Source organism: Shewanella psychropiezotolerans (genome assembly GCF_007197555.1).
Classification (GTDB): Bacteria; Pseudomonadota; Gammaproteobacteria; order Enterobacterales; family Shewanellaceae; genus Shewanella; species Shewanella psychropiezotolerans.
This window is the reverse complement of sequence record NZ_CP041614.1, coordinates 3,821,648-3,847,727: the sequence shown is the minus strand read 5'-3', so window position 1 is coordinate 3,847,727 and position 26,080 is coordinate 3,821,648. Positions and strand designations below refer to the sequence as shown.

Sequence of the window (26,080 nt, the reverse complement as noted above, 5' to 3'; positions counted from 1 at the left end):
AGCTATTAGTCATTTATTTTTTTCAAAATGCAGTAATCGATTATTAGCAGGCATTGTATGATCTTCAATTAAGCGTAGTCCTTGAGTTTCTGCAAGTTGAACTATCCATTCAATGTCTCGTATGGCGCTTCTCGGATCCTGCTGCGCTAGCCAGGTATCGAATCTGGCATTACTCTCGCTGGTGTAGTTATCGGCGTAATTGAACGGGCCATAAATACACAGATTACCTTGGGTACGCAGATGTTTACCTACGCCAATAAAGAAGGCTTCGACCATATCCTTTGCCATGATATGCAAGGTGTTAGCGGTAAAAATACCATCAATTTCTGTTTGATGACTCGCAAGTGGCCAGGGCTGAGTCACGTCAAGTATTAACGGACTTTGGATATTTGCGATGGGATCTGTGTTTTGATCGCCTAGCGAGCGTGCCTGCTTAAGTTGTGCGTTAATGCCGTCGAGATAGCAAACCTGATCGCTGGTTTGCCAAGTCAGATGGGGCAGAGCTTGAGCAAAATGCACAGCATGCTGGCCGGTACCTGTGCCTATCTCTAGTACGCACTTAGATGTTGAGAAAACTTGACTTATGACTTCGAGTATCGGGGCCTTGTTATTTTCGCATGCTTGAGAAAATGGTACTAAAGACATAGATATAAACCTTACACAGATAGAGTATTTAGTTACAACTAATTCGTAAATAAATGAAATGTAAACAGAGAAATAGTTTACTTAAATATTAGAGAATACTGTATCTTGGAATGCTAGTTTCGCAAACACTTTTGTGTCTGTTATTTTGTGATAGTGGTTTACGTTTTGGCATTAATATCAATCGGTATAAAGGTGTCAAAGAAGTGTCCAAATGGGTTAAAGGGATTAAAGATGAAGCTGTTCAATGTTGACAGAGATCAGGTGCAGCAGATGATGACCTGGTTTACCGATGAGGCAGCACTGAAAAATTGGGCTGGACCTGGTTTTCGTTTTCCTTTCACCGATGCAAGCTTTATCGAAGATCTTAAGCTAGACGATTTAATCTCATATTCTCTAATCACTCATGATGGTCAGTTAGCCGGGTTTGGCCAGTGTTACCGCCGTAATGACAAATGTCATCTGGGCCGCCTGGTCATAGCGCCAGCCTTTCGCGGTAAGAGATGTTTGTCGGGAAGGTTTGAAAATCAGAAAATCAGCCATATCTTAATAGCGCTCTTGAGTGAGTTAGCTTGCCAGCACTTAGGGATTGCAGCTAAGCCCGGCAACCTATCCTTGTTTGTCCTAAGTCATAACTTACCTGCTCTAAACCTTTATCTGAGCCTTGGCTTTGAGGAAACGCAATATCCAGAGTCGATAGGGCTGGAAGATTGCCTCTATCTGGTTAAATAAAGAGTCGCTAAATAAAGAGGAACAAGATGTCTGAATATTTTGCAAGACACTGAGATAGTGCTTACATAAGTAGTGATGAGAGGTTCTAGCAAGCGTTAGATCTCGTGAGTCTTTAGATAATGAAAAGAGTAATGGCGGCTTATTGTTAGCCTTAGATAAGTCAATGAATAACTAAGGAAAAGTGTTCGATGAAGTCTTACCCCTATTATATTTGTGATGTATTTACCGATAAACGCTTTGGTGGTAACCAATTAGCCGTATTGCCGGATGCACAAGGGTTAACCTCTGAGCAGATGCAACAGATCGCTCGTGAGTTTAACTTTCCTGAGAGCACCTTCGTGTTTCCTGCTGAGCAAGGAAATACGAGGAAAGTGCGCATTTTCACCCCATCTATAGAGGTGCCCTTTGCCGGACATCCCAATGTGGGTACCGCATTTTTATTGGCTAAGACCGGTTTGCTCGATAGGCAAGAGCTGCAAACAATCATCTTCGAGGAGAAGGCTGGGCTGGTGCCCATCTCCATAGCACAGCAAGACGATGGCGCTATCTTCTGTGAACTCAAAGCGCCAGAGGTTGTCTCCTTGGGGCAAAGTATCGATGCGTCTCTCGTTGCCGAGGCTCTGTCGCTCAATCTTGATGATATCCAGCTTAGCACTCATCAGCCTATTGTGGCTTCGGTTGGGTTGCCATTCCTCATGGTTGAGCTTATGAGTTTAGATGCATTAGCAAGCGCGAGAGCTAAGTTGGACGCGTTCGAGAAGATACAAGCCATAGGCGTAACCCCGGATATTCATCTCTATGTAAAACGAGAAGAATCGTCAAAAGCAGAGCAGCAGTTTGATATTCAGGCTCGTATGTTTGCCCCATTCGATGGTGTACCAGAAGATCCGGCTACCGGCAGTGCAAATTGTGCATTAGCCGGCTTGCTAGCACATTATTCTAGTTTGCAAGAGGGCATGCTGTGTTGGACCATAGCCCAAGGCGTCGAAATGGACCGTCCTAGCGTGCTTAAGGCTAGAGCGCTTAAAAAGGCAGGGCAAGTTATTGATACCTGGATTGGCGGTAACAGTGTGCTGGTGAGTAAAGGCGAGATATATCTGGACTGACATTAATAATCATTGATTAACTTTAAGCATAATTTTGTGTCATCGAAATCGAGCTGGAAAGAGCTAGATGTCGCGCTACCCAGATATGATGGTTTCGAGCCTAGCTGTAAGTTATATAGAAGGGCATGGAAGTGACAATGACTGTTTTTGAAAAAGATGAGCTTATAGCCCTTAGCTGGAAAATGCATAACCTAATAGAGTAAGCCTATCTGGATAATCCTGGGGTGCAGGGAGATTAAGCAGGGCTCAAAGAGGCAAAAGATAGAATAGTTTCAGCGCCGTATCCCTTAATATGAATGAGTGAAAAACTTCAATTTACGGTGCTATATTGGTTTTTACTGCTATATTGTTAGTGACAGATAAATTATTAATTGTGAGTTTTCGTTCCAGGAAGGGAGCGGGCAGACGTTATAAGTTTACAGTGTTATATCAGCTAAATTGGTGAATGTAATTCAGTAAAGTTTATGTCGTAATATACAGGGAAGTAGCATGATTAAATATCGTTCTCCAAGCCAACAAAGCCAACATGTTATTTGGGCTCTCACCTTCGCGATTTTCATTTTTACTACTTTTTGGTCGGTATTGATTGTTGAATACTTTGACCCTGGGTCCTATTTGTGGCAACAGTTAGATCAAGCCGCATTTGTAGATACTAATTTGGCTGCCGAAGGGGTGGTAGAGCACTTCTTTAATGCCGTGTTATTCAGCGTGTTTGTGAGTGTTATTGCCTATCTTTTACTAAAATATCTGAGTATTAAAGTCTCACAAGGGAGTCTACCAGAGGGGTTTTACACGCAAAACTCTTGGTTAGATATCGATGATAAATACTTAGTGCTAATACAAGCCGACGAGCTGGTTTTTTTCGAGTTTGAACGTCGGATGGCTAAACGGTTACAAATCAAATATCAGCATGATGCGTCAGTTGATGAGCTCATTGCGTTAGCCGAACCCCAAAAAGTGCGGCGAATTCCCTTTGATGAGATCTCTGAGCTGGTGAGTGATCACAATTCTGATATTTTCTATGTAAAGCATAAAGATAAACGACATAGGGTGGTTTTCATTAACCAGACGGTTAAAGCTCATGCGTTGGAGTTGGTGCAACTGTTATTGCCAGAAGAGTTGGAATATCATAGGAATGAACGGACTAGGTTCAAAGCAACGTTTCCCTTTCTTGCCGTGTTTATTGGCCTCGGCTTATTAGCAATGGCTGTTGATATTATTGTTATTCGTTATATTGTCAGCTTACTCGTCTTATTGTTGGTTATCCCTAAATTGTGCACCAATTACCTGGACCCTAAAATCACTGAAACCTGGCGGGTGAATGAGATAAGAGCCTGATAAAATTTGGGTTGTCATTAAGGTTAAATTGAAAAGGCTCCGTTGGGAGCCTTTGGTTAGTTAAGAACAGCTTAAGTCTTACTTAGCGGTAGCTTCGGTTGTTAAGTCTATATTGTAAATGGCGAAACCAAACTCATCAGTTAAGTCAGCACGTTTGGTTAACGGACGTACTTGATTCTCAAGAATAAACTTGTCAGCGAGCTCACTATCTTGAGTTTCGAAGCGAATATCCAAATTAGTACTTGTGTTGATCGTCACGAAGTCCCAGTTATTATCAGCGCTTGGATTTACTTCACCATTCGCCTCAGTCTCTTCAGTGATGTACTGAGCGAGAGCTTCACGGTTGCTATCCGGTAGCTCCATGATGACGTAATCTGAACCTGTACCCGCAAATTTACCACCGAATGCGCGGTAGTTGTTTGTCGCTATAATGAACTCTTTGTTAGCAAATTCATCGCCAGTGATTAATATTCCGTCCTCGGTATAAGCTAGATCGACGATACGGTTGGCATCGGCATCAAGCAGTTTACAATCACCATCAAACTTAGTCGGTTGAGTCACATCAATCTTGTAGGTGACACCATCGATGACATCGAAGTTGTAGGTTCTGTGTGTGTCCCAATTGATTAAATACTGCGGCTCTGTTGAGGTTGCTGATATTTGGTTAAATTGGTTTGCACTGCACTCTAGCCAATCTTTCACTTCTGCACCTGTGACTTTTACTACAACCATGGTATTTGGATATAGATAAAGATCTGCTGCATTTTTGTAGGTCAAGTCGCCGGCTGGAACTTGCACATAAGAGTCTGCATCGGCGGTAGTGCTGTGACGTCCACCTGCTTTAAAAGGTGCTGCGGCAGACAATACCGGAATATCTTTTAACGCGTCAGTAAGGTTAGCCTTTACTTTGGCTATCTGGGCATCGGAGACAATCTGCACCGATGGATCATCTTGCACTAAGGTAAGGAAGCTGTACATGTCGGCGGATGCTTTACCAATCGGCTGGTTGACATAGTTAAGTGTACCTTGGTGTTCGATTGCAACGGCGTCTCGAATACCATTATCTGCACTGACTAATTCAGGTTCATCAGCATTTTTGTCATAGATAGGAGCAGCTTTTGCAGTGCGATCGATAATGACCCAATTACCGTCTTGCATCTCAAGTTTTAGATCGACAATACCTAAGTTATCACCCCAACGGCCAGGCATGACGGCAGCCACACCATTGATAGTCCCTTTCTCCAGATCGGCATTTTCCAGACCTTCAAATGTTGCCGACGGAAATACTGAATGGCTGTGACCAAAGGTTATCACATCGATACCTTCTACCAGAGATAGCGCGTAAGTGGCATTTTCGTCGTTGACATCGATTGGATTTGAAGGTGTGCCCACGCCTGAGTGTGGGATTGCGACGATAACATCGGCGCCCTCAGCTTTCATTAATGGAACGAATTTTTCAGCAGCTTCGACAATACCCATAACTGAAACTTTGCCGGATAGGTTTTGCTTATCCCAGAGTAATATCTGAGGGGGCACGAAGCCGATATAGCCAATTTTAACCGTTTGCTGATCACCCTTGCTGTCGATGACCGTTTTTTCTTCGATGATGTAAGGGGTGAATAAGTTATCACCCTTTTCTTTGCCTTCCCAGCAATCGGCTTCACATAAGACGTTAGCATTGATGTAAGGGAAGTTTGCGCCTGCTATGGCTTCGCTTAAGAAATCCAGGCCATAGTTAAACTCATGGTTGCCTAAGTTGCCCACAGAGTAGCCGAGTGTATTCATGGCCTTATATGCTGGATGAGTGCCGCCTATGGTGCTGTCGCGTTTAAAGTTATCGGCAACGTAGTCGCCCATTGGGCTGCCTTGCAATAAGTCACCGTTGTCGACTAATACGAAGTTGCTGACTTCAGCGCCTCGCTGTTTAATCAGGCTAGCCGTTCGTGCAAGGCCTATGCTCGGGTCATACTTGGTTTTGTAATAATCATAATCCATGATGTTGGTATGAAGATCACTGGTTTCAAGAATACGAAGATCCACTTGAATGGCCGCGACATCATTATCATCAGATCCACAAGCCGCAAGGCCAAGTGTTGAAGCGATAACTACTGCTAAAACTTTTTTATTAAACATATCCATCATTCTCATTTATTAAGACCCCGAGGCATGACTCTTGTTGTTAAGTTATGCCTCATGTAACCAACGTGATATTTCTTGTGGTATCACTGAGGGCGTGAGGTTATTATATGCTGGATAAGTTTCAATAATGTGATTTAGAGTAAGGGTTTAACGCTTTATATGAGACTTAGATGTCGTTTGGTTTAAATTTGAGCAGAAGTGTATCATTCGCTTGATACCTTGGTAGTTTAATGTATTTGATGTGTATATTTCGTTGATGGTCAGGGCCCTAGATAAACGTTTATCTAGGGAGGGAAAGAGCCCTCTAAAGGGCTCTTATGCAATGCTGGAAACCGCTAAGCTACAATGAATTAGCTCGGTTGGAAGGGGTTAAAAGTCACGAACGTCAACACTATTAGCGTTGAAGTCAAATTTGTTGATTTTTCCACATTGGGCAAAATGGTTATTAGAGCCATAAGGCGCATCAACTTGTGAGATGTTAGACTCCCAGCCTTGACCATTTTTAATGAAAGCCTTTATTTCAAATTGTCCGTTGACGGCTTTACTACAGTCCATATCGACATCCAGCATCCAGTAATGTTGGCCCCAAATGTTGAATGGATCTTCACCATATCCATCGACTGCAGTGGTTCGTTTGGTGCCCCAGCTATTTGGCCAGATATTGGTTGTCCAATCCAGTGGTGTTCCTTCAGATTCCATGCTTTGGCTAGCTTCACTTCCGTACCAGTCTAGATAGCTTTCATTGGCTTTCCACTGCGTTGTGGTGACATTAAGCATGTTGTTATGCTTGATGGGCATAGCACAATCTAAGTTAGTCGTTTGACAGTTTCTTCCTAAAATATTGTTAGCATAATTATGGTCGATACCACCGCGAATAAACATATTTTGACCGCTCAGAGTTTGAGCTCGAATGAATATCAGGGTACGTTGCCAATCACTTTCCGGTGGAATCGTAACGCCGGTGACTTTGGCACCACGGTGAATGGCAAAGGCGTCCCAAGAGCCGATATTTGCATTGATACTGCCATCGGTATTGACCCTAATTGTTTCACCACTACAAGATAATCCATCGGCTGACAATTGACCTTTGAGCACGTTGCAGTAAGTACCTGCTGTCATGTCCGTATTTAGGATAGAGGTTAAATTAATGTCTTCTTTATTGATAGCAACAAATCCTGAGCTACCACGGCCAAAAGCTATTTGGTTATTGTCATTATCCCACCAATTAGTCATGCTGAGGTTGTCAGCGGTATTGTTTCTGAAATCGACAGCGCCAGAGATATAAGACCATCTGTGCTCACACTTCCAGTTACTGGCAAAACATTCTAAGTTGCCTTGGTTATGAACGGGAATATGCGGCTTTCCTGCATCAAAATCACCATGATACTCGTAGCTCGACATTACTTTTGGGTAGCCATAGGGGTAAGCTAACATAAATACATTGGCTAAATCGTATAAGCGCCCATCTTCAAAGGTGATAACATTCCCGCCTCCACCATGACCACGTTGATTGTCATGATTATCGACAAAGACGACGGCTGAGTTGCTGGGCATAAAACCCCAAGCTTCGCCGAAATTATTTAGCCAAGCGAGTTTACCGTTTCTAAAAGTGTCACCTAATTTGGTGGTGTATTTAAATTCAGTCACTAAGCCAGCACTTGTATATTCAGAGGAGCCGATGGCTTCCCCCCTTGATCGATCACTTCCTGAAAGATTAAGGGCGTGCCATTCACGTTCGATAATACTCCCTGAATGTCTTCAATTGACATGTGTTTAGAAGCATCGAAACGAAAACCTGTGACACCAATACTGATTAAATCATTTAAATAACCCGCTAATGTAGCTTGCACATAAGCTGAACCAGTATTTAAATCAGGCAAACCGACTAGCTCACAGTTTTGAACTTGCCAACGATCACCATAATCATTAATAGCGCAGGTGTTATGAAAATCTTGAGGGTCATACATTGGATAGTGTTTATTCCCATAAACACTGCCAGCAGAGCCTGTACCACTGCCATGAGCCATATGATTGATGACGGCATCTACGTAAATATCTACACCAACATTTTTACAGCGGTTAACCATATCAATGAACTGTTCACGTGTTCCACTGCGACTTTCTAATTGATAACTCACTGGTTGGTAGCGTGTCCACCACGGTGAACCTTGAATATGCTCATTGGGCGGCGATACTTGTACAGCCCGATAGCCTTTAGGGCCTAAATAGTCTTCACATTCTTGTGCGACATCTTGCCAACTCCATTCAAATAAATGAACGAAGGTGGTTGGCTGAGTTTGGGCTTGAATTTGCGTTGTACTCAGTAGAGATAAAGTCATGGCTAAACTTTTTGCGATTAAATTATGATTTTTTTTATTGTTCATTTTAAATTCCATTTCTGATTTTTATATTTACACCTCGAGAACTGAGTCATCATTGCTTAAAAATAATACTGGGTCATTGCAGGGATAGTTGAATACGTATGCATTGAAGTAAGGCTGCATAGAAACAAGAATAAGTATTTAAAAGAGGACTAAGAGCGTTTAAGAGAGTCGCAAGCGAAAAGTATTATTCCGGGGCTGCATTACTGACGAAGAACAATAAATAAGAGCCCTAAAAAGGGCTCTTATTATTTTAATCTATGCATGGACAAACTTTATGTTTGTGACCCTGTGTTATTTTGCAAGTAGACCCCGGCTGCGAAGTAGTGGGTCTATGCCCGCTTCTTTGCCACGGAACTGCTTGTAAAGTTGCATAGGATCTTCACTGCCACCTTGAGACAAGATGTTGTTTCTGAAGGCTTCAGCTGTTGTTTGGTCGAAGATACCGTTCTCTTTGAAGGCTTCGAATGCATCGGCACCTAAGATATCAGACCAAAGGTAGCTGTAGTAACCTGCAGAATATCCACCCGAGAAAATGTGCGAGAAGTAAGTACTGCGGTATCTTGGAGTGATCTCATTGATAAGCCCCATCTTGTTGAGTGACTCAGCTTCAAATTTTGCCGCATCTTTCGGGGTAAAGTCGGTCACTGTGTGCCAATCAAGATCTAACTTAGTCGCGGCCATATATTCAACGGTGGCAAAACCTTGGTTGAACTTGCTCGCAGCCTGTATCTTCTTCACTAGCTCCTGAGGGATCACTTCACCGGTCTTATAATGCTTAGCGAACTGAGCCAATACTTCGGGTTGAGTCATCCAGTTTTCCATCACCTGTGATGGGAACTCGACGTAATCACGTGGAACAGAAGTTCCTGCTTGAGAGCGATACTGAACATCTGACAGCATGCCATGAAGGGCGTGACCAAATTCATGGAACAGGGTACTGGCTTCATCAAACGTCAGTAGTGAAGGCTCACCTGCTGCAGGGCGAGGGTAGTTAAGTACGTTGACTATGATAGGCTTAGAGTCGACGCCATTCATATTGTACTGCTGACGGTAAGAGTTCATCCATGCACCACCACGCTTGCTGTCGCGTACATAGTAGTCACCCATGAAGATGGCCATCAAAGAGCCGTCTTTGTCATACACTTCCCAGGTACGAACTTCATCGTTGTACTTAGGTAAGTCGGTACGTTCCTTGACTGTGATGCCAAATAAACGGTTAGCCGTATAGAACACACCTTTAAGGGTATTTTCCAGTGAGAAGTAGGGGCGAGTCTGTTGCTCGTTAAAGCTGTACTTAGCCACACGGATCTTGTCTGAGTAATACCACCAATCCCAACCTGCAAGTTTGAAATTACCGCCTTCAGAGTCGATAAGCTCTTGCATAACATCAACTTCAGCTTCTGCCTGGGCAAGGGCTGCAGGCCAAACCTTATTAAGTAACTCATAGACATTTTCAGGTGTCTTAGCGGTGCGTTCTTCTAGTACGAAATGCGCATGGGTCTTGTAACCCATCAGCTGCGCACGCTCTGCACGTAGGGCAGCCATCTTAGCCAAGATCTGCTTGTTATCATTAGCGTTGTCGTTATTACCGCGCATGATATAGCCGTTGTAGATCTTTTCGCGTAGCTCGCGACTGTCGGCATAGGTCAAAAATGGTGTGATAGAGGGGCGTGAGGTGGTGAACACCCACTTACCTTCGTGGCCACGCTTTGCCGCGGTATCCGCTGCTGTGTTAATCACATCTTTTGGTAGACCAGAAAGATCGGCCTTGTTATCGATAACGAGCTCAAATGCGTTAGTTTCGGCCAGTAGGTTGTCACCAAACTCCAGGCTGAGTTTGCCAATCTGATCATTAAGACCACGAAGCTTGGTCTTGTCTGTTTCGTTTAGGTTAGCGCCGCCACGAGTGAAAGACTTATAAGTGTCATCGAGTAGCTTAGACTGAGCGGTATTCAGGCCCAGAGTATCTCGTGAGTCATAAACCGCTTTTACTTTTTGGAACAATTTGTCGTTTAGCAATACATCATCGCTGGCCGATGAAAGCATAGGCGAGACCTCTTTTGAGATAGTCTGCAGCGCATCATTAGTGTCGGCACCCGTTAGGTTGTAGAACACGCTGGCGACTTTTGAGGTTAGCTCACCTGAAAATTCCATCGCTTCTATTGTATTAGCGAAGTTGGGTGCTTCCGGGTTATCTATGATGGCTTGCATTTCGGCTTGATGCTGAGCAATTCCCGCTTTGAATGCCGGTAGGTAGTGTTCTGGTTTGATCTTATCGAAATCAGGAATACCAAGGTAAGTATCGTATGGCTTAAAAAAAGGGTTACCCGCATTGTTTTCGATTATCTGCTGCGCTACGACGTTAGGTGCCAGATTGGTGTCGCCGCTTCCTGTCGTTGATGAGCTACATGCACCTAATGCAAAAGTGAGTGCCATAGCGGTTACCAGTGGTTTGAGGGTTAATCCCTTCATTATTTATATCCCCGATTTGTTTTTATTTGCTTGTGTTGAAATATTATCGCCAAGCCCATAGCGGGCAAAAGCGTGCAGTTTAAGCTAGACAAAAAATCATCATGACAATTTATACGTCAAAAGGCTTAAACTGACGTTAAGAGCTTTTAAATATCATGGTTAAAGGTGTTAAAGCTATCAAAATAATGTTTTGTTTGTAACAAATGTTTTGAATGCCTTGTTTTTATACATTATCTGGCACTTTTTGATAAATTATTAACCACAAACTTGATCATAAGTGAGTTCACATATAGGCCGCAATGGTACCTGTAGAGCTTAAGTTGTTGAAAGTTTGTTAAATTTTTTTTGGGGCGGATTTTAGCATCTTTCGGGTAGGTTTGAGCTGGGATAAGAGCAGTTTGTCTGAGCTTTATAGATATTTAAAAAGGGAAGCCAATGGCTTCCCTTTTTAACTGTGCAAAGTGGATTTTATCTGGATTAATACCCTAAGGTCAGCGATCCGGCGCGGCGAGGGTCTGATGAGCCAAATACGCCTTGCTCTGTGACCATTATCGATTGAGTCGAGCCGATGGCATTACCCACACTGACCTTATGGCCCTTAGCTTCGAGTAGCTCAATGGTGTCACTATTGAGACTCTGTTCGACACGTAGCACATCGGGCAACCACTGATGGTGTATGCGAGGGGCGGCAGTGGCTTCGGCGATATTAAGGTCATGGTCGATGACATTCATGATGATCTGCATCGTTGTAGTGATGATGCGTGAACCTCCAGGGCTGCCGGTGATGATAAAGGGTTTACCATCTTTCATCACTATGGTTGGGCTCATCGAGCTTAGCGGCCGTTTGTTGCCTTCGACTGAGTTTGCTTCACCGCCGACCAGGCCATAACCATTTGGAGTGCCGGTTTTTGCGGAAAAATCATCCATCTCATTGTTGAGTAAGATGCCTGTGCCTTTAGCCACTAATCCTGAGCCATAGCTGAAGTTTAGGGTGTAGGTATTGGATACTGCGTTGCCCCATTTGTCGACCACAGAATAGTGTGTGGTTTGATTACTCTCATAGGGCGCGAGTTTACCGGGTTTGATTTCGCTGCTCGGTGTGGCCTTATTGATAGCGATTTGACTGGCTAACTTCTTGGCGTAGTCTTTACTGGTCAAGGCCTCTACGGGCACCTTATAGAAGTCTGGATCGCCAAGGTATTCACTGCGATCGGCATAAGCGCGTCTCATGGCTTCTGTCATCAGGTGAAGAGTTGCGGCGGTATTATGACCCAGTTTATCGATGGGGAAAGTCTCTAATATGTTGAGCATTTCGACGATGTGGACACCGCCGGATGAAGGTGGCGGCATAGACACGACTTTATAGCCACGATAGTCGCCTGTCACCGGTTTGCGCTCGACGACTTTATACTGCTTTAGATCATCGAGTGTCATGATCCCACCAGCGTCTTGAATGGCTGCAACTAATTTTTGAGCCGTTTCCCCTTGGTAGAAGCCCTTACTGCCTTGCTTGGCGATTAAGGATAAAGAGTGGGCCAGTTCAGGTTGCTTAAGCACGTCACCGACCTGATAATTACTGCCGTCTGCTTTATAAAATATTTCGGCAGAGCTTGGCCATTGGGCGATACGTCTTTTTAGCCCAATTAAAGAGGTAGAGAGATCTGGTGTAACAGTAATGCCTTCACCCGCCATTTTTATCGCCGCAGCCATCACTTGCTTCATGGTCATGGTGCCGTATTTCTCTAAGGCCAGTTCCATGCCCATCACGGTACCCGGTACGCCGACGGCCAGGCCGTGTTCGCGGCTCAGCTTAGCAACGGCGTCGCCATGCTCATTGAGGTACATGTCTCTGTGGGCTTTCGATGGCGCCATTTCACGGTAATCGATAGCGATAGTTTTGTTGGGCTCGGCGAGATGAACCAACATGAAGCCACCGCCACCTATGTTGCCAGCACGAGGCAAAGTCACGGCCAGTGCAAAGCCAACCGCCACGGCAGCATCGACGGCATTACCGCCTTGCTTTAAAATCTCTACGCCTGCTCGAGTCGCTAATGTCTCTTGAGTCGATACCATGCCATGCTTAGCCCAAACGGGTTGCGCGGTTGCCATGTGGCTGTATATTGAAGATTCTGCGGCTTGTACGGGGGCGACATGAAATGCCGAGGATAAGCCCAGTAAAGGCACGGCCACAGATATGGCAACGAATAATCGTGTTAGCGAGCGCATTGAGATCCCTTTTTATATTAGAAAGTTATAGTTATTTCAGCAATGTGACGTTAATCATACAAAATAGCAAGACAAAAAAAGTAGGAGAAGTACTTGTTCGGATCAGACTTGAAGCTTGAGTTCTCGGAGTCAATCTCCACTATTCCTGCCGATGAATGGAATGCCTTGATGCAGGGAGATGTTGAGGAGAGCGGTAAGGGAGTTAACCCCTTTACTTGTCATGCCTATCTTCTGGCGTTGGAAGACAGTCGCTGTGTGTGCCCGAAATCCGGTTGGACTCCCATGCATTTGTCTGTGCTGAGCCAAGGTAAGCGAATTGCTCTGATGCCCCTTTACAGTAAGAGTCATTCCTATGGAGAATACGTGTTCGATTGGGCCTGGGCCGAGGCCTATGAAAGGAATCACATCGACTATTACCCTAAGCTATTGAGCGCGGTTCCTTTTACGCCAGTCACGGGCAACAGGTTAGGCATAGGCAAGCAATTAAGTGAGCAAGAGTCTCAGTCTGTTGTCTCCTTGATGATTCAAGCGCTCAGCCATGAGATGAGACGCGGAAGCTATTCAAGCTGGCATTGCCTGTTTATGCCTGAGGCGCAACATAAGCTTATCTCACTCTCACAATCACAACCAATGTCCCAGTTAGAACCAGAGCTAGAGTCAGGTTTATCTTCACCTTCAGCTTCACCCTTAACGCCCCTTAAGCGTAGGGGCACTCAGTTTCATTGGCGTAACCAAGGTTACCGGGTATTTGATGATTTCTTGTCTGCCATGAGTTCACGCAAACGAAAAAACATCATCAAAGAGAGAAATAAGGCCCAAGGACAAGGTTATACATTCAGGTTTATTCCGGGTATTGAGGTGACTGAGGCTCAGTGGCAATCCTTCTATTACTGTTACCAGATAACCTATGCGAAACGCTCCGGCCATTACGGCTATCTCAATCTAGACTTTTTCAAGCTAATTGGAGCAACGATGCCGGAGCAAGTGCAATTGCTTGTTGTCGAGAAGCCATTGCCGCAATTCTATGGATCAGATAGTTCGGATACTCCTGAGGGCTTAGATGAGCATATCGGCTCACCAGAGGAACTTGGCGATGCCTGTATCGTCGCTGCGGCGCTCTATTTCACCAGTGATACGCATCTCTATGGTCGGTATTGGGGCTGTCTGGAAGAGGCCGATGCCTTACATTTCGAGGCGTGTTATTACCAGGGGATCGAATACTGCATCAAACATGGTTTGCAGGCCTTAGATGCGGGGGCTCAGGGAGAGCATAAGATTTCTAGAGGGTTTGAGCCAATGGAGACCTACTCAAACCATGAGATTGCTCACCCAGGTTTCAGAGACGCCATCGAGAGTTTTACTCTACAGGAAGCCGAACAAAATAGATGTTACATGATAGAGGCTGCTAAGTCACTGCCGTTCAAGAATAAAGAGTAAGGAATAAATAAGGCTACAGGCTCTAAGCTGTAGCCTGTTCTTATCGGCTTTAACCTAACGCCAACCAGAAACCGACACCTATCATCAAAGAGCCAGCGATACGATTCATCAGCTTGATATTATCACCCTTAGATAAAAACACTCTTAAGCTCTTACCACCAGAGGCATAGGCGAGCATAGCAACTGCCTCAGAGACTAAGATGATAGACAATAGCCAGAAAAGCTGAGGAGCCACTGCTTTATCTGCGCTGATGAAAGGCGGTAGCAGGGATACCATAAAGGCCCACCCCTTAGGGTTTGAAATCGCAGTCATCAGCCCTTGATTGAATAGAGTTGTGCGGCTCACTTCTGTTTGCTGCTCATTGGTTATGGTCATCTTGCCTTTAGATAACCACATCTGGATACCAAGATAGGCGAGGTAAGCACCGCCGGCATACTTGATGATTGAGAAGGCTTGAGGGTAGTTAAGCATGATACTTGCGACGCCCATGACAGCTGCTATAGCAACGATAGCCACACCAATCAACTCACCACCCATCATCCACAGGGTTCGACGCACACCGATACTCATGCCTAAGGTCATGGCGAGTGTCATACACATGCCGGGTGTGATTGATACGAAGAAAAAGGTCGGTAGAAAAACAGCGAGTAGGGCGATATCTGGCATCTGTAATAAGCTTCTTTGTTTTTGTTATAAGAGACTCAGTCTAGAGAATATTTTGCTCACTGAAAACAAAAAACCAGCCACTAAGGCTGGTTTTACATCTGGATAACCTAAATTTGCACTATGTGTAACGTATCGTGCTAACTAGTATTAACTCACAGCTTGTTCATATGACTGAATTTAGCTTATTTAGAGCACGCCACGACGTTGTTGATCACGCTCTATTGACTCAAACAGGGCGGTAAAGTTACCTTCGCCGAATCCCTGATTGTTCTTGCGCTGGATGATCTCGATGAATATAGGGCCGAACAGATTCTTAGTGAAGATCTGCAGCAGATAACCATCGTCATCGCCGTCGATCAATATCTGATGATGCTTGATGCGATCTCTGTCTTCAGTGACCTGAGGCAGCTTATCGAAGATGGTCTCGTAATATTCAGGGATAATATCTAACGTCTGAATTGATGAGCCTTCCATCGCATCGAGAGAGGCGACGATATCACGACTTCTAAAGGCCAGATGCTGTACGCCAGGGCCATCATACTCTTTCAGATATTCATCGATCTGGTTCTTCTCGCTGCCTTTACCTTCGTTGATTGGAATACAGAAGCTGCCATCCGGTGAGCGCAGGGCGTAAGAGATCAAAGCGGTTTTAGCCCCCTTAATATCGAAATAACGTACTTCGGTGAAACCGAAGATATCTTTATAGAAGTTAGACCAAAACTCCATGGTGCCCTGGTAGACATTGTTGGTGAGATGATCGACTTCGATAAAGCCTTTTTCTTGAGTGATGACTTGCTCTTCGAGATCGACGAAATCATTTTGGTAGATATTCTTCTCTTCACCAAAGATGTCGATAAAGTAAATTAAGCTGTCACCTATGCCATAAATAGCCGGATAAGGATGATCTTTGTTAGCATCATCGGCAGGCTTAGCACCGCGTGCTACCGCACCTTCGAAGGCGAATTGTGCATCTTCTACGCGCCAGCCCATAGAACAGATCGCAGGACCGTGACTCTTAGCGAACTCGGCCGAGAAACCGCTTCGCTCGTTGTTGAGCAGGAAATGGATGTCATTTTGCTTGTAGTAACTGATATCTTTGTTCTTGCTCTTTTTCAGTTTAGAGAAACCGAAATCGATAAATACTTTATGCATGAATTCAAGATCTGGGGTGGAAAATTCAGTGAATTCTATGCCCAATAAGCCCAGTGGATTTTTTTCGCTTGCCATTGTTCTATCCTCGTTCAATTTTTCATGCACCTTGATGCGTGCTTTTTATGTTTTATGTTGGGCTAAATGATGTCTTTCAGTTTGAGGCAGACGCCAGTTTCACCTAAATTGTGATCTTAATATCAATTTAGTTGCTCAGATGAACAAAAAAAAGAATAATAATTGGCGTGAGTTAATCTATAAAGTAGATGGTATGTTTAGGTTTACACTAATGAGGCGTGTATGCGTATAGATGTTGATGCATTTAAAGTACTTGAGGTTTTGGTCGAAGAAGGCAGCTTTGCTAAGGCTGCAGAGCGTTTGCATAAGGCTCAGTCTGCGGTGAGTTATCAGATTAAGAAGCTAGAGCAACACTTAGGTGTAAATCTTTTTTGTCGGGATCAGTACCGAGCCGAATTAACGCCGGAAGGTAAAGTTATACTCGCCGAAGGCCAGAGACTGTTGCAGTACCTTGCAAACATTGAACATTTAGCGAGCAGATTCAGTGAGGGGTGGGAGCCTAAATTGGAACTAGTTATCGACGGAGCCTTGCCGATGGAGCCAATCATGAAGGCATTGAAACGTATGGCTGCCCACCAGATCCCGACAAAAATTCAATTGAATATGGAGTTTCTCGGTGGAGTACAAGACAGGTTTGAGCGGGATAATGCCGATCTGATGTTAGTGAAAGACTATCGTACCGGTCCCAATTATCGACCTCAGTCTCTGCCGGATATTACCAGCATACTCGTCGTGGCGGCAAGCCATCTGTTGGCTGTGGAAGAGAATATCTCGTTATTTGAGCTGCAAAGGCATGTTGAGCTCACCATCGAAGATTCATCCCCCGAAATAAGCTATCAAGATGAGCTTCAATTCGGTGGGGATAAGGTGTTTTATCTGTCTGGTTTCATCATGAAGAAGAATGCATTGGAGATGGGGTTGGGTTTTGGCTGGATGCCAGACTTCCTCATCCATGATGAGCTCAAACGTGGGGAGCTGATTGAGGTGGATTTTAGTGGCGGCAGCCGCCACAGTTTCACTCCTAAACTAGTGTCGACCATGGAGCGGCCATTGGGTAAGGCGGGGCGTCTGTTTACTGAGCTTATTATGGAAGAGTTCGATCGTGCAGAGCTCTAGACTGGTGGGAGCGACTCTCTGCTCTCTAGCAGATTAGTCTGTGATGATATCGAGTATTTTATCTGTCTAGTTTCAATTGAAATTTTACTCAGTTATAGCACATCCAGTAGCGGCGTTATGCAAGCGGCTTAGTAGCACTAAGGTTAAAGCAAATAGGCTTAACGGCCGATATTTATAATATACCGTACCGTTAAGCCTAGGTTCAGTTCCCATCGAGTATATTGGCGACATATGGTCAGTGGTACGACATATGCAGATATTTTAGTTGTAGAAGGTTATATAAGAACCTTGAATGTTGAAAGCTGAGTAAAAGTGTTCAACGAGCATGTGTATTGAGTATTTATACAGGCCATTCTCGTTGATAGGAGGTATAAGATGAAGCCATTAGTATCGAATCATACATCGAACCTTTATGCTAAGTATGTGAATATATTAGCCTGCGGAGACAAACCCATTTCGGTTTGTAAGCTGCATGAGTTTACCGAAGACTTGGCCAAGAGCCATTTGCTACTGAACGATTTTAAATGGGATGATTGGTATCAAAATAGCCATTTAGTTGACAGGCCTGAGTACATTGCCGATGCCAGCCTGCATGATTGCCAACTATTGCTAACCGCCATGACGCGTCTCGAACGCTTTAGTCCGGGTGTGATAGATAATATGAGGCGTCAAGGTGTCTTGATTGCAATCCTTGAACGCTATAATAATTTTTCAATGAAACTTGCTTGCTAGAAGGCTAAAAGAGTTAGGTTATAGGCTAGGTTTTATCTATCCATGACCTCCTTATAGTAAAGAGTACATACTCTCTATTTAAGAGAAGCCAGACATAAAAACGCCAGCATTTAGCTGGCGTTTGCGTATCTATAGCTTATACAGATTGGTCTAGTCACCAAATGGCACTGGTCTTGGTGTGTTAGCATTCGATGGCGGTAGGATAGGTAACACTATCTGCGGCTGCTCACCGGTTAGAGACTTAAGGAAAGTCACCATCTCTTTGGTTTCTACCTCAGTTAACTCCTGTCCTAATTGGATCTCTGCCATGGTATTCACCGCTTCTTCCAGTGTCCAAGTCGCACCGTCGTGGAAGTAGGGATAGGTCAACTCGATATTTCTGAGTGTTGGTACCTTAAATACGAATTTATCGGCTTCTTTGCCGGTTACTGCAATACGCCCTTCAGCGGGATTTGTAGTATGGAAAGGTTTGACTAGCCCCATCTTCATATACATGGTGCCACCAACAGCTGGTCCGTTGTGACAACTAGTACAGCCTTTATCTTTAAACAGTTGATAACCAGATTTCGCTTCTGCACTGATTGCTGACATATCGCCTTTAAGATATAGATCGAATGGGCTATTTGGCGTCACTAAGGTCTTTTCAAATTCAGCAATTGCATCGGTAATGTTGTCAATACTGACAGCGTCTTTACCATATATCGCCTCAAATCTTAGCTGATATGCTGGCATAGACTTCACCGTTGATACTGCGAGCTCATGGGTATAGCCCATCTCACCGGGGTTAGCGATAGGGCCACCTGCTTGCTCTTGCAGATCTTTGGCTCGTCCATCCCAGAATTGGGCTAAACCGTATTCGGCGTTGAGCACGGTTGGTGAATTTATGGGGCCTTGTTGCCAGTTGTGACCTATGGATGTGGGCAGTGCATCGACGCCACCTAATGACAGGTTGTGGCATGAGTTACATGAAATGAAGCCCGATTTTGAGAGCCTTGGTTCGAAAAAGAGCATCTTACCTAATTCGACCTTTTCTGGTGCAGTGATTTTTGCCGGTTCAATTATCTCGATAGGTTCCTGAGCCATGGCGGCAGTGCTGATAGCCGCGAGAATGGCGAGAGAAACTGAAGTAAGTCGCTTCATACTAGACCTCATTTAATACTTGTTTTTTGTGTGGGTATTTTATAAGGCTATCTTATTCCTTCACAATTAAAGGTGGTAACGCTTTGTTTAGATAGGGGCTATCGTATGTTTGGATTAAGTAATCGTGAAGCAGATCTCAGACTCTATGTGGGGATTAAGGCAGGAAGAGACATGCAGATCACTATCTGAACATGTTTGTGATCTAGAGGGTCTTGTCTCTGAGGCTTTGGGAGGTTAAGCACGGCTATTAGCCGTTCATTTTCCACAATAGAATTTTTCTATCTAGCCAGGCGGCGGAAGCATAAAACTGGCGCTGGCTCTTACGAAGCCAGATCTTTGCCCAAGAGTATTCAAGACTTAATATGGCAAGCCCTATTGGCAATAGAAGCCAAGCTGGTCCGGGCAGGGCCAACAGAGCGATTCCGGCGAGTGTCAGTAATCCACCGATAATGGAGATAAGCGCCTTACGAATCATACCTGCTCCTGTCTAATCATGTCTATTTTAGACAATGTCTCATTATAAAGGCCTCTTATGCCAGTCGACAATTGTAACAAAGGTTAATTACTATGCGGATAACCGTTAAGTATAAACTGTCTATACTTATGTAAAATCGATGCCAAGTAGGATATTTCCATTAACCGAATAAGAATTATTTTTGCGTTTACTGGGTTCAGTACTTCATCAGGGAAGTGCGGACTTAGGCTTGTACTAGTTTTAGCCCTATTGCTAATAGGGCCTGCTAAATCGGATACCCTCAAGTTGACTTCGTTACACTGGCCACCTTATTCCGGAAAAAAACTGGTGGATCAAGGCGCATTGATTGCTATCACCCGCGCCGCTCTCAATGCCATGGGTCATGAGCTCTCGGTCGACTTTTATCCCTGGAGCCGGGCGGTGAGATTGGCTAGCCGGGATGATTCTATGTATCTGGGATATCTACCCGAATACTCGTATCCGACACAGGCCTTTATTTTTTCTGAATCTCTCGGCGTAAGCCCATTGGGTCTTGTAGAGAGACAAATTAATCCTATCCGTTGGCCAAAACTTATCGATCTGAATGATTATACATTAGGCGTAGTTAGAGACTATGTGAATACTGCCGATCTCGATATCATGATTAAGCAGGGGACTCAGCCTGTTGAAGTTGTCAGCTCTGATGAACATAATATCAAGAAGGTGGCGACTGGTCGTGTGGATGGCGCCGTGATCGATGTACATGTACTTAGGTTTATATTGACAAGAGATGACTTGAAGCCATTAGCCGATAAGTTACAGATGAATCAAAAGTTGCTCGAAGAAAAACAATTATACGTTGCCTTTAAAAACAGTCCTGATGGCCATAAGTGGCGGAGTATTGTTAATCATGGACTCACTAGAATAGATGCTAAATCTATTTTGGATGATTATATGGCTTCTGTTACGGCGTCTGATAAATAATTGGAAAACTGCTAGCGGTGGCCCATAGGTTTGATTAGGCCACCGTTAGCCGTTATTTTAGGCTTTCGCCACCACAGTTTGGCCGATTGGCGTTAGGCTTAACATGGCAAGTTTGAGATGTTGAATACCAAAAGGTATGCCTATAATGGTTACAAAACAAGCCAAGGCATGTGTGATATGTCCGATTGCGAGCCAGATCCCAAATAACAGAAACCAGATAATATTCCCTACTGTGCCAAAAGCGCCAGTACCCAAATCTTCTTGTCCCGTTAGATGTTTTCTATTCATCTGTTCTTGACCGAAGGGCCAAAATGTCATTTCACCTATGACAAAACAGGCGCGTCCGAATGGGATACCTATGATACTGATAAAGCAAAGTAGGCCAGCTAGCCACCATGCTAATCCCATGATGAAGCCGCCAAGGACAAACCAAGCTATGTTAAAAACTAACCGTAATACTGCCATTTAGGCCTCCAGTGAAACATCGTTTCTTATTTTCATTCTTAATCTTATTAAGCAGAAGACGTGCCAAGTATTTAAATTGTTTAGTTTCAATTGCTTATTGTTCTTATTGGGAAGGGTACTAGTGAGATTTATCAGCTTTTAGTACTTTTAGTCGATTGTAAGGCGTACCCAGTGGTAAAATCACTCCTTGTCTATCCCAGCTATAATGCCTTGAAATGAAGTTAAGCCGCACCCCAGTCGATACCATAGAGATGTTTAACAGAGACATTTTTGTCAAGAGAGATGATCTGCTCCACCCTGAATTCTCGGGTAACAAGGCACGAAAATTTGCCTATTTCATCGAGCATGATTTTCCAGGAGTGATTAAGCTCATCGGCTATGGCTCCCCCAGGCTAATTCCCTCTATTCTATGTCGGCGCTAGCAAAAATTAAGGGGTGGAGTTTAGATTTCTATGTGGATCACATTGCCTCTCACATCAAACTCAAGCCAAGTGGTAACTATGGTGCGGCATTAGCTAATGGCGCCCATATCATATCACTCGATACTCTGGATGACAGAGGTGGTCGGGACACTCACACTTATATACAAGAGGTTGTACTGCCGCTTGAGGAAAATGCTGTTTTTGTTCCTGAAGGAGGTCGCTGCGAGTATGCCGAGTTTGGAGTGTCTAAACTGGCTGAAGAGATCGTGCAGTGGGCTGATGAGAATGAATTACATAATCTTGTCGTTTTTTTGCCGTCCGGTACAGGTACTACCGCTCTGTATGTTAATAAGTATTTTGTTGAACAGGGGATAAACATTCGCGTGCTTACCTGCGCCGCGGTTGGGGGAGTGCTTACTTAACTCAGCAATTTACCGAGCTGTCTGACAATCCAAAACATCACCCCGAGATTGTGACTCTGGCAAAAAAGTATCATTTCGGGAAATTGTATCCTGAGTTTTATGAGATGTGGAAAACGCTCTCACTCAGTGGCATCGCTTTCGAGTTACTTTATGACCCTCTGGGCTGGCTGGCACTGGAATACTATCTAAACACGAGCTCAGAAGATGTGCCTATCTTGTATCTTCACCAAGGGGGATTATTGGGTAATGAAACCATGCTGCCGAGATACATGAGGAAGTACGGTGATTGAAATTATGATGTTAATCGGTAGTATTTGTTCGAACCAAGAGTGACGTTTGGATGTATGAGATGCGTTCTGGGGAGTATTTACCGTTTGGTCAGGCTAAGTATCTGTGAAAGTGATACAGCCTGAACCAAAGGTAGGAGTTGCTTTATTGCTTAATAGCCGACTTATGGTGCCGGTCCTATCTGTTTCCTGTCTATTAGCGGGGAAACATTCGATACCAGTGAGAGGAGTGTATCGATTAGCATCTGTTGATTGTGTTAACTAACTCTAACTAGCAGCCTAGTGAGAGGTTTGACAAGAACTAACTTAAACTTATTTACTGCCAGATAATAGCCAGTTCATAAATTTCAACGCTTCGGTGCGCTTTGAGAAAGTCTGTCGGTTTTTTCCTTGGCTATCGGTGAAAGCGATAGAAGATTTATTTACTGAAATAGAATCTACTGGAAAATTAACTGTGATCTGGTGACCATTTACATTGTACGACATAGGTCATACTCCTTATGTGTTACTGCTAGTATTAATCAATAGCAGTTTGTATTTAATAATAAAATCCTTAGCTATTAGCAAAAGATGAGCATTAAGTTCGTTTTGAGGCTACCCATCTTCGACGGTTTAATCAAGTAAACTAGTTATCAATAAATGTTAATATTTGTAATTTGTGAGATAACCACTAAACCGATTGGATTCGAGTTAAACACAGATGTATGACAGCTAGATGACTAAAGTTGAGTAGTTGAACCGGAGTTATAATATTTTTGCGAGGCAGTGACGATATGGAGTCGGACTAACAAAGAAAATTAAATAAAGGTGTCTCAAAACTAGTGGTTATTATATCGACGAGAATGGGCTTGTCAATACCCTTGTAGCATTATTATGCGCTTTTTCGTTGCCAATATAATTAAGCTGTAAAACTGTCGTTTATGGTAATAAATGATAGAATTTGTGGGTGTTTTGTTAATTGGCGGTCGATAAGTATGCGTTTGAATCATTGGTTTCTCCCTCTTTTCTGGTGTTCACTCCTTTTATTCTCACATGCCAGTGCCGCAGTCGTGCCGAACATGGTGGGAGTGCTCAAAGGTGCGTCAAATGAGCAATCAGTCACGACTGAACTCTCTGTGCATCAAAAGTATGAGTATAAGGATGAATTCAAACGCGATACTCCCAGGGGGACCCTGGAAGGGTTTACCCAAGCGGCCTATGAACAAGATTATGTCTTGGCGGCTAAATACTTAGACCTGCGTTATCTTCCAGATGGGATGGCTAAAGGTAAGGGAGCAGAATACGCCTCAAAACTTCAAGCGATTATCGACAGAAATATCTGGGTTGATCTGGATCAGATCAATGACTCTCCCCGGGGCAAAGATAACGATATGTTGCCGGCCTATAGGGATGCTTTTGGGCGAATAAAGCTGGAAAGCAGTGAAGTTTCATTACTACTGCAGCGTGTTCCAGGTAAACAGGGATCGATTTGGAAGATATCTAATGCTACCGTAGCCAAAATCCCAACGCTCTATGATCAGCTAGGCTACGGGCCTGTGGTGGAGTGGTTTGTTGACAACATACCTGAAGGTCGTTTGTTCAAAGTGAATCTTTGGGAGTTAACTTTACTCGTAGTGTATCTGGCTGCCGCTTTTTTAGTTGTGATCCCAATAACCTGGGTCATTAAATTCATCATTTTGAAAAGTAATTATGCGCTTAAAGAGGAGTTGGGCTATATCGTTGCCGGGCCATTACGTTTCTTTATCGCCGTGGTATTAGACAGAGCCTGGATGGCTCACAGTAGCATTTCGGCCATGGCATTGGAGATGGTTAACACAGGTTTTTTGTTGTTTATCGCTGTCGTATGGTTGGTCTGGTCTTCTTTAGGTATTTTTCAAGCGGGTCTTAAACGGCGTTGGCTTGCACAAAACAACCAACAGGGGGCTTCTCTGTTAGGACCCTTGACTAATTTTGTTCGGGTTATTTTTGTTGCCCTTGCTGGCCTTGTATGGCTGGAACATCTGGGATTCAGTGCCAGTGCTATTTTGGCGGGGATGGGAATAGGTGGAGTTGCCATAGCCTTGGCTTCTAAACAATCGATAGAAAACTTTATCGGTACTATTACCTTATATTCAGCGGCTCCGATTAAGGTGGGTCAGCTTTGTCAGTTTGGTGCTATTAGGGGGACAGTCGAGCAGATTGGTTTAAGGTGTACTCAAATAAGAACCTTAGACAGAACCTTGATCCATGTGCCCAATGCAAAATTAGCTGAGATGGAGATAGAGAATATCTCAGAGCGTGAGAAAATCCGTTTCAAGGCCGATATCAGGCTCGATTATGAGACCTCTTCCGAGCAATTGAAGGGCATTATTGCCGATATAACGGCAATGCTTGAGCAGCATAAAGAGGTGGATGAGAGCCCTCTACGGGTCACTTTTCAAGGATTTGGCTTGCACGGCTTGCAGGTTAACGTATTCGCTTATGTTGGAACTACTAGTTTTCCGACTTATCAGTTGGTGGCCGAAGCGCTACATCTTGGCATCATGGATATTGTAGTGAGTCATGGTTCTCGTATCATTCCAGTGGCACCCATAGCGGCAAGAATATAGGCATTTAAAATCTTGAACATTAGTTATCATTTTGAGATTAACTTGATTTCTATCAGCTCAATGCTAGTGATAAAGTCTATAATCACTAAGAGCTTTATCGGGATAGCCTTTATGTTTGTCCCCTTATTTTTAGACCTTTTATTTTGAGAGCAACATAATGGCAAAAGTACTCGACTCGGTTGACCAACGAACCAAGCTTGTAGGAGAAAACCGGCTTGAACTCTTACTGTTTCGAATCAATGCCACTCAGCTTTTTGCAATCAATGTATTTAAAGTAAAAGAGGTGGTTAAATTGCCTCAATTGAGTGCCGTTCCTGGTAGCCATCCACATATCAGCGGTGTGGCTAATATTCGTGGAACCTCCATCCCGGTTATCGATCTTCGTAGCGCCATCGGCTATAAACCTATCACAGGCGAGCATGATGCCAACATGATCATCACTGAGTATAATCGCAGTGTTCAGGGTTTTAAGGTGGGTAAAGTCGAGCATATTGTCAATATGACCTGGGGAGATATCTTACCTCCCCCCAAAACGGCTGGCAGGCATAATTATTTAACGGCGATCACTCGCATCGAAATTGATGGTGTTAGTCAAATCGTTTCTATTATCGACGTGGAAAAGGTGTTGGCGGAGATCATTCATTATGACATCACCTTGTCTGAAGGGGTACTCGATGAGGACTTGGTTGGCGAGATGCAGGGCCGTAAGATTTTAATCGCCGATGACTCCTCGACGGCGCGAAGACAGATAAAGGAGACACTCGAGCCATTAGGCATAGAGATCCTCGAAGTCTCAGACGGTTTACAGGCTCTAAGGACGCTACAGCGTTGGTGTGATGAAGGTAAGTCTGTGCAGGATGAGATCTTAATGTTGATCACCGACGCTGAAATGCCCGAGATGGATGGTTATAAGTTAACCCGCGAAATCCGCAGCGATAAGCGCATGAATGACCTCTATATCACATTGAACACCTCATTAAGTGGTAACTTTAATAAGGCCATGGTGGAGAAGGTAGGCTGTGATCGTTTCATCTCTAAGTTTCAGCCGGACTTATTAGTCGATGTAGTGCAGCAAAGGCTAAGAGAGATAGTTAGATAGT

The 26,080-nt window shown here is 44.1% G+C and carries 19 protein-coding genes and 2 pseudogenes; 10 read left to right on the top strand and 11 right to left on the bottom strand.

The window, feature by feature from the left end:
* Positions 1–9 precede the first annotated feature (9 nt).
* Positions 10–645, bottom strand: a complete 636-nt coding sequence (locus FM037_RS17120; protein WP_144046970.1) for a DUF938 domain-containing protein — start codon at positions 643–645, stop codon at positions 10–12.
* Positions 646–876: 231 nt separating this feature from the next.
* On the opposite strand from FM037_RS17120, the gene FM037_RS17115 reads away from it, so the two are divergent.
* The 3 genes from FM037_RS17115 to FM037_RS17105 all read left to right on the top strand — a co-directional run bounded on the left by FM037_RS17115 (position 877) and on the right by FM037_RS17105 (position 3,818).
* The gene (locus tag FM037_RS17115; protein WP_144046969.1) at positions 877–1,374 is read left to right on the top strand and encodes a GNAT family N-acetyltransferase; all 498 of its coding nucleotides are present in this window, start codon (positions 877–879) and stop codon (positions 1,372–1,374) included.
* A 188-nt stretch (positions 1,375–1,562) separates the two neighbouring features.
* Positions 1,563–2,480: a PhzF family phenazine biosynthesis protein gene (locus FM037_RS17110; protein WP_144046968.1), complete on the top strand. Its 918-nt coding sequence runs from the start codon at positions 1,563–1,565 to the stop codon at positions 2,478–2,480.
* Between the two features lie 489 nt (positions 2,481–2,969).
* Complete coding sequence (locus tag FM037_RS17105) at positions 2,970–3,818, top strand: 2',3'-cyclic-nucleotide 2'-phosphodiesterase (protein ID WP_144046967.1); 849 nt, start codon at positions 2,970–2,972, stop codon at positions 3,816–3,818.
* A gap of 78 nt (positions 3,819–3,896) precedes the next feature.
* Here FM037_RS17105 and FM037_RS17100 read toward each other — a convergent pair whose 3' ends face one another.
* The 4 genes and pseudogenes from FM037_RS17100 to ggt all read right to left on the bottom strand — a co-directional run bounded on the left by FM037_RS17100 (position 3,897) and on the right by ggt (position 13,039).
* Entirely contained in the window at positions 3,897–5,951 is a 2,055-nt protein-coding gene (locus FM037_RS17100; RefSeq protein WP_185976844.1) for a bifunctional 2',3'-cyclic-nucleotide 2'-phosphodiesterase/3'-nucleotidase, read from the bottom strand.
* Positions 5,952–6,326: 375 nt separating this feature from the next.
* Positions 6,327–8,341: pseudogene (locus FM037_RS17095) on the bottom strand (alpha-amylase).
* 291 nt (positions 8,342–8,632) lie between these two features.
* Positions 8,633–10,813 (bottom strand): M3 family metallopeptidase, encoded by a 2,181-nt coding sequence (locus FM037_RS17090; protein ID WP_144046965.1) that lies wholly within the window; start codon positions 10,811–10,813, stop codon positions 8,633–8,635.
* Positions 10,814–11,290: 477 nt separating this feature from the next.
* Entirely contained in the window at positions 11,291–13,039 is a 1,749-nt protein-coding gene (gene ggt, locus FM037_RS17085; protein WP_144046964.1) for a gamma-glutamyltransferase, read from the bottom strand.
* 93 nt (positions 13,040–13,132) lie between these two features.
* On the opposite strand from ggt, the gene FM037_RS17080 reads away from it, so the two are divergent.
* The gene (locus FM037_RS17080; protein ID WP_144046963.1) at positions 13,133–14,476 is read left to right on the top strand and encodes a GNAT family N-acetyltransferase; all 1,344 of its coding nucleotides are present in this window, start codon (positions 13,133–13,135) and stop codon (positions 14,474–14,476) included.
* Between the two features lie 49 nt (positions 14,477–14,525).
* Here FM037_RS17080 and FM037_RS17075 read toward each other — a convergent pair whose 3' ends face one another.
* Both FM037_RS17075 and hppD read right to left on the bottom strand, forming a co-directional pair.
* Positions 14,526–15,143, bottom strand: coding sequence for a LysE family translocator (locus FM037_RS17075; RefSeq protein WP_144046962.1), 618 nt, complete (start codon positions 15,141–15,143; stop codon positions 14,526–14,528).
* Positions 15,144–15,329: 186 nt separating this feature from the next.
* Positions 15,330–16,370 (bottom strand): 4-hydroxyphenylpyruvate dioxygenase, encoded by a 1,041-nt coding sequence (gene hppD / locus FM037_RS17070; protein WP_144046961.1) that lies wholly within the window; start codon positions 16,368–16,370, stop codon positions 15,330–15,332.
* A 222-nt stretch (positions 16,371–16,592) separates the two neighbouring features.
* Here hppD and FM037_RS17065 point away from each other — a divergent pair, with 222 nt between their 5' ends.
* Entirely contained in the window at positions 16,593–17,486 is an 894-nt protein-coding gene (locus FM037_RS17065; RefSeq protein WP_144046960.1) for a LysR family transcriptional regulator, read from the top strand.
* 375 nt (positions 17,487–17,861) lie between these two features.
* Complete coding sequence (locus FM037_RS17060) at positions 17,862–18,218, top strand: DUF6508 domain-containing protein (protein WP_144046959.1); 357 nt, start codon at positions 17,862–17,864, stop codon at positions 18,216–18,218.
* Between the two features lie 150 nt (positions 18,219–18,368).
* On the opposite strand, the gene FM037_RS17055 is transcribed toward FM037_RS17060, so the two are convergent.
* Both FM037_RS17055 and FM037_RS17050 read right to left on the bottom strand, forming a co-directional pair.
* Positions 18,369–19,358, bottom strand: coding sequence for a cytochrome-c peroxidase (locus FM037_RS17055; protein WP_144046958.1), 990 nt, complete (start codon positions 19,356–19,358; stop codon positions 18,369–18,371).
* A gap of 247 nt (positions 19,359–19,605) precedes the next feature.
* Positions 19,606–19,833 carry a PGPGW domain-containing protein gene (locus FM037_RS17050; protein WP_144046957.1) on the bottom strand — a complete coding sequence of 76 codons (228 nt, stop codon included), beginning with the start codon at positions 19,831–19,833 and terminating at the stop codon, positions 19,606–19,608.
* 327 nt (positions 19,834–20,160) lie between these two features.
* Here FM037_RS17050 and FM037_RS17045 point away from each other — a divergent pair, with 327 nt between their 5' ends.
* Positions 20,161–20,796 (top strand): substrate-binding periplasmic protein, encoded by a 636-nt coding sequence (locus FM037_RS17045; protein ID WP_324617073.1) that lies wholly within the window; start codon positions 20,161–20,163, stop codon positions 20,794–20,796.
* A 57-nt stretch (positions 20,797–20,853) separates the two neighbouring features.
* On the opposite strand, the gene FM037_RS17040 is transcribed toward FM037_RS17045, so the two are convergent.
* The gene (locus FM037_RS17040) at positions 20,854–21,261 is read right to left on the bottom strand and encodes a YccF domain-containing protein (protein ID WP_144046955.1); all 408 of its coding nucleotides are present in this window, start codon (positions 21,259–21,261) and stop codon (positions 20,854–20,856) included.
* Positions 21,262–21,476: 215 nt separating this feature from the next.
* On the opposite strand from FM037_RS17040, the pseudogene FM037_RS17035 reads away from it, so the two are divergent.
* Positions 21,477–22,395, top strand: a pseudogene (locus tag FM037_RS17035) (pyridoxal-phosphate dependent enzyme).
* A gap of 309 nt (positions 22,396–22,704) precedes the next feature.
* Here the strand turns inward: FM037_RS17035 and FM037_RS17030 are convergent.
* The gene (locus FM037_RS17030; protein WP_144046954.1) at positions 22,705–22,878 is read right to left on the bottom strand and encodes a hypothetical protein; all 174 of its coding nucleotides are present in this window, start codon (positions 22,876–22,878) and stop codon (positions 22,705–22,707) included.
* Positions 22,879–23,366: 488 nt separating this feature from the next.
* On the opposite strand from FM037_RS17030, the gene FM037_RS17025 reads away from it, so the two are divergent.
* Together FM037_RS17025 and FM037_RS17020 are read left to right on the top strand one after the other, a co-directional pair.
* Entirely contained in the window at positions 23,367–24,980 is a 1,614-nt protein-coding gene (locus FM037_RS17025) for a mechanosensitive ion channel family protein (protein WP_144046953.1), read from the top strand.
* A 157-nt stretch (positions 24,981–25,137) separates the two neighbouring features.
* The gene (locus FM037_RS17020) at positions 25,138–26,079 is read left to right on the top strand and encodes a chemotaxis protein CheV (RefSeq protein ID WP_144046952.1); all 942 of its coding nucleotides are present in this window, start codon (positions 25,138–25,140) and stop codon (positions 26,077–26,079) included.
* Position 26,080: the final 1 nt, after the last annotated feature.

What these genes read in the sequence shown, in the direction of transcription:
- FM037_RS17120 (WP_144046970.1), bottom strand. Translation starts at nt 645, where the DNA reads ATGTCTTTAGTACCATTTTCTCAAGCATGCGAAAATAACAAGGCCCCG.
- FM037_RS17115 (WP_144046969.1), top strand. Translation starts at nt 877, where the DNA reads ATGAAGCTGTTCAATGTTGACAGAGATCAGGTGCAGCAGATGATGACC.
- FM037_RS17110 (WP_144046968.1), top strand. Translation starts at nt 1,563, where the DNA reads ATGAAGTCTTACCCCTATTATATTTGTGATGTATTTACCGATAAACGC.
- FM037_RS17105 (WP_144046967.1), top strand. Translation starts at nt 2,970, where the DNA reads ATGATTAAATATCGTTCTCCAAGCCAACAAAGCCAACATGTTATTTGG.
- FM037_RS17100 (WP_185976844.1), bottom strand. Translation starts at nt 5,951, where the DNA reads ATGTTTAATAAAAAAGTTTTAGCAGTAGTTATCGCTTCAACACTTGGC.
- FM037_RS17090 (WP_144046965.1), bottom strand. Translation starts at nt 10,813, where the DNA reads ATGAAGGGATTAACCCTCAAACCACTGGTAACCGCTATGGCACTCACT.
- ggt (WP_144046964.1), bottom strand. Translation starts at nt 13,039, where the DNA reads ATGCGCTCGCTAACACGATTATTCGTTGCCATATCTGTGGCCGTGCCT.
- FM037_RS17075 (WP_144046962.1), bottom strand. Translation starts at nt 15,143, where the DNA reads ATGCCAGATATCGCCCTACTCGCTGTTTTTCTACCGACCTTTTTCTTC.
- hppD (WP_144046961.1), bottom strand. Translation starts at nt 16,370, where the DNA reads ATGGCAAGCGAAAAAAATCCACTGGGCTTATTGGGCATAGAATTCACT.
- FM037_RS17065 (WP_144046960.1), top strand. Translation starts at nt 16,593, where the DNA reads ATGCGTATAGATGTTGATGCATTTAAAGTACTTGAGGTTTTGGTCGAA.
- FM037_RS17060 (WP_144046959.1), top strand. Translation starts at nt 17,862, where the DNA reads ATGAAGCCATTAGTATCGAATCATACATCGAACCTTTATGCTAAGTAT.
- FM037_RS17055 (WP_144046958.1), bottom strand. Translation starts at nt 19,358, where the DNA reads ATGAAGCGACTTACTTCAGTTTCTCTCGCCATTCTCGCGGCTATCAGC.
- FM037_RS17050 (WP_144046957.1), bottom strand. Translation starts at nt 19,833, where the DNA reads ATGATTCGTAAGGCGCTTATCTCCATTATCGGTGGATTACTGACACTC.
- FM037_RS17040 (WP_144046955.1), bottom strand. Translation starts at nt 21,261, where the DNA reads ATGGCAGTATTACGGTTAGTTTTTAACATAGCTTGGTTTGTCCTTGGC.
- FM037_RS17030 (WP_144046954.1), bottom strand. Translation starts at nt 22,878, where the DNA reads ATGTCGTACAATGTAAATGGTCACCAGATCACAGTTAATTTTCCAGTA.
- FM037_RS17025 (WP_144046953.1), top strand. Translation starts at nt 23,367, where the DNA reads ATGCGTTTGAATCATTGGTTTCTCCCTCTTTTCTGGTGTTCACTCCTT.
- FM037_RS17020 (WP_144046952.1), top strand. Translation starts at nt 25,138, where the DNA reads ATGGCAAAAGTACTCGACTCGGTTGACCAACGAACCAAGCTTGTAGGA.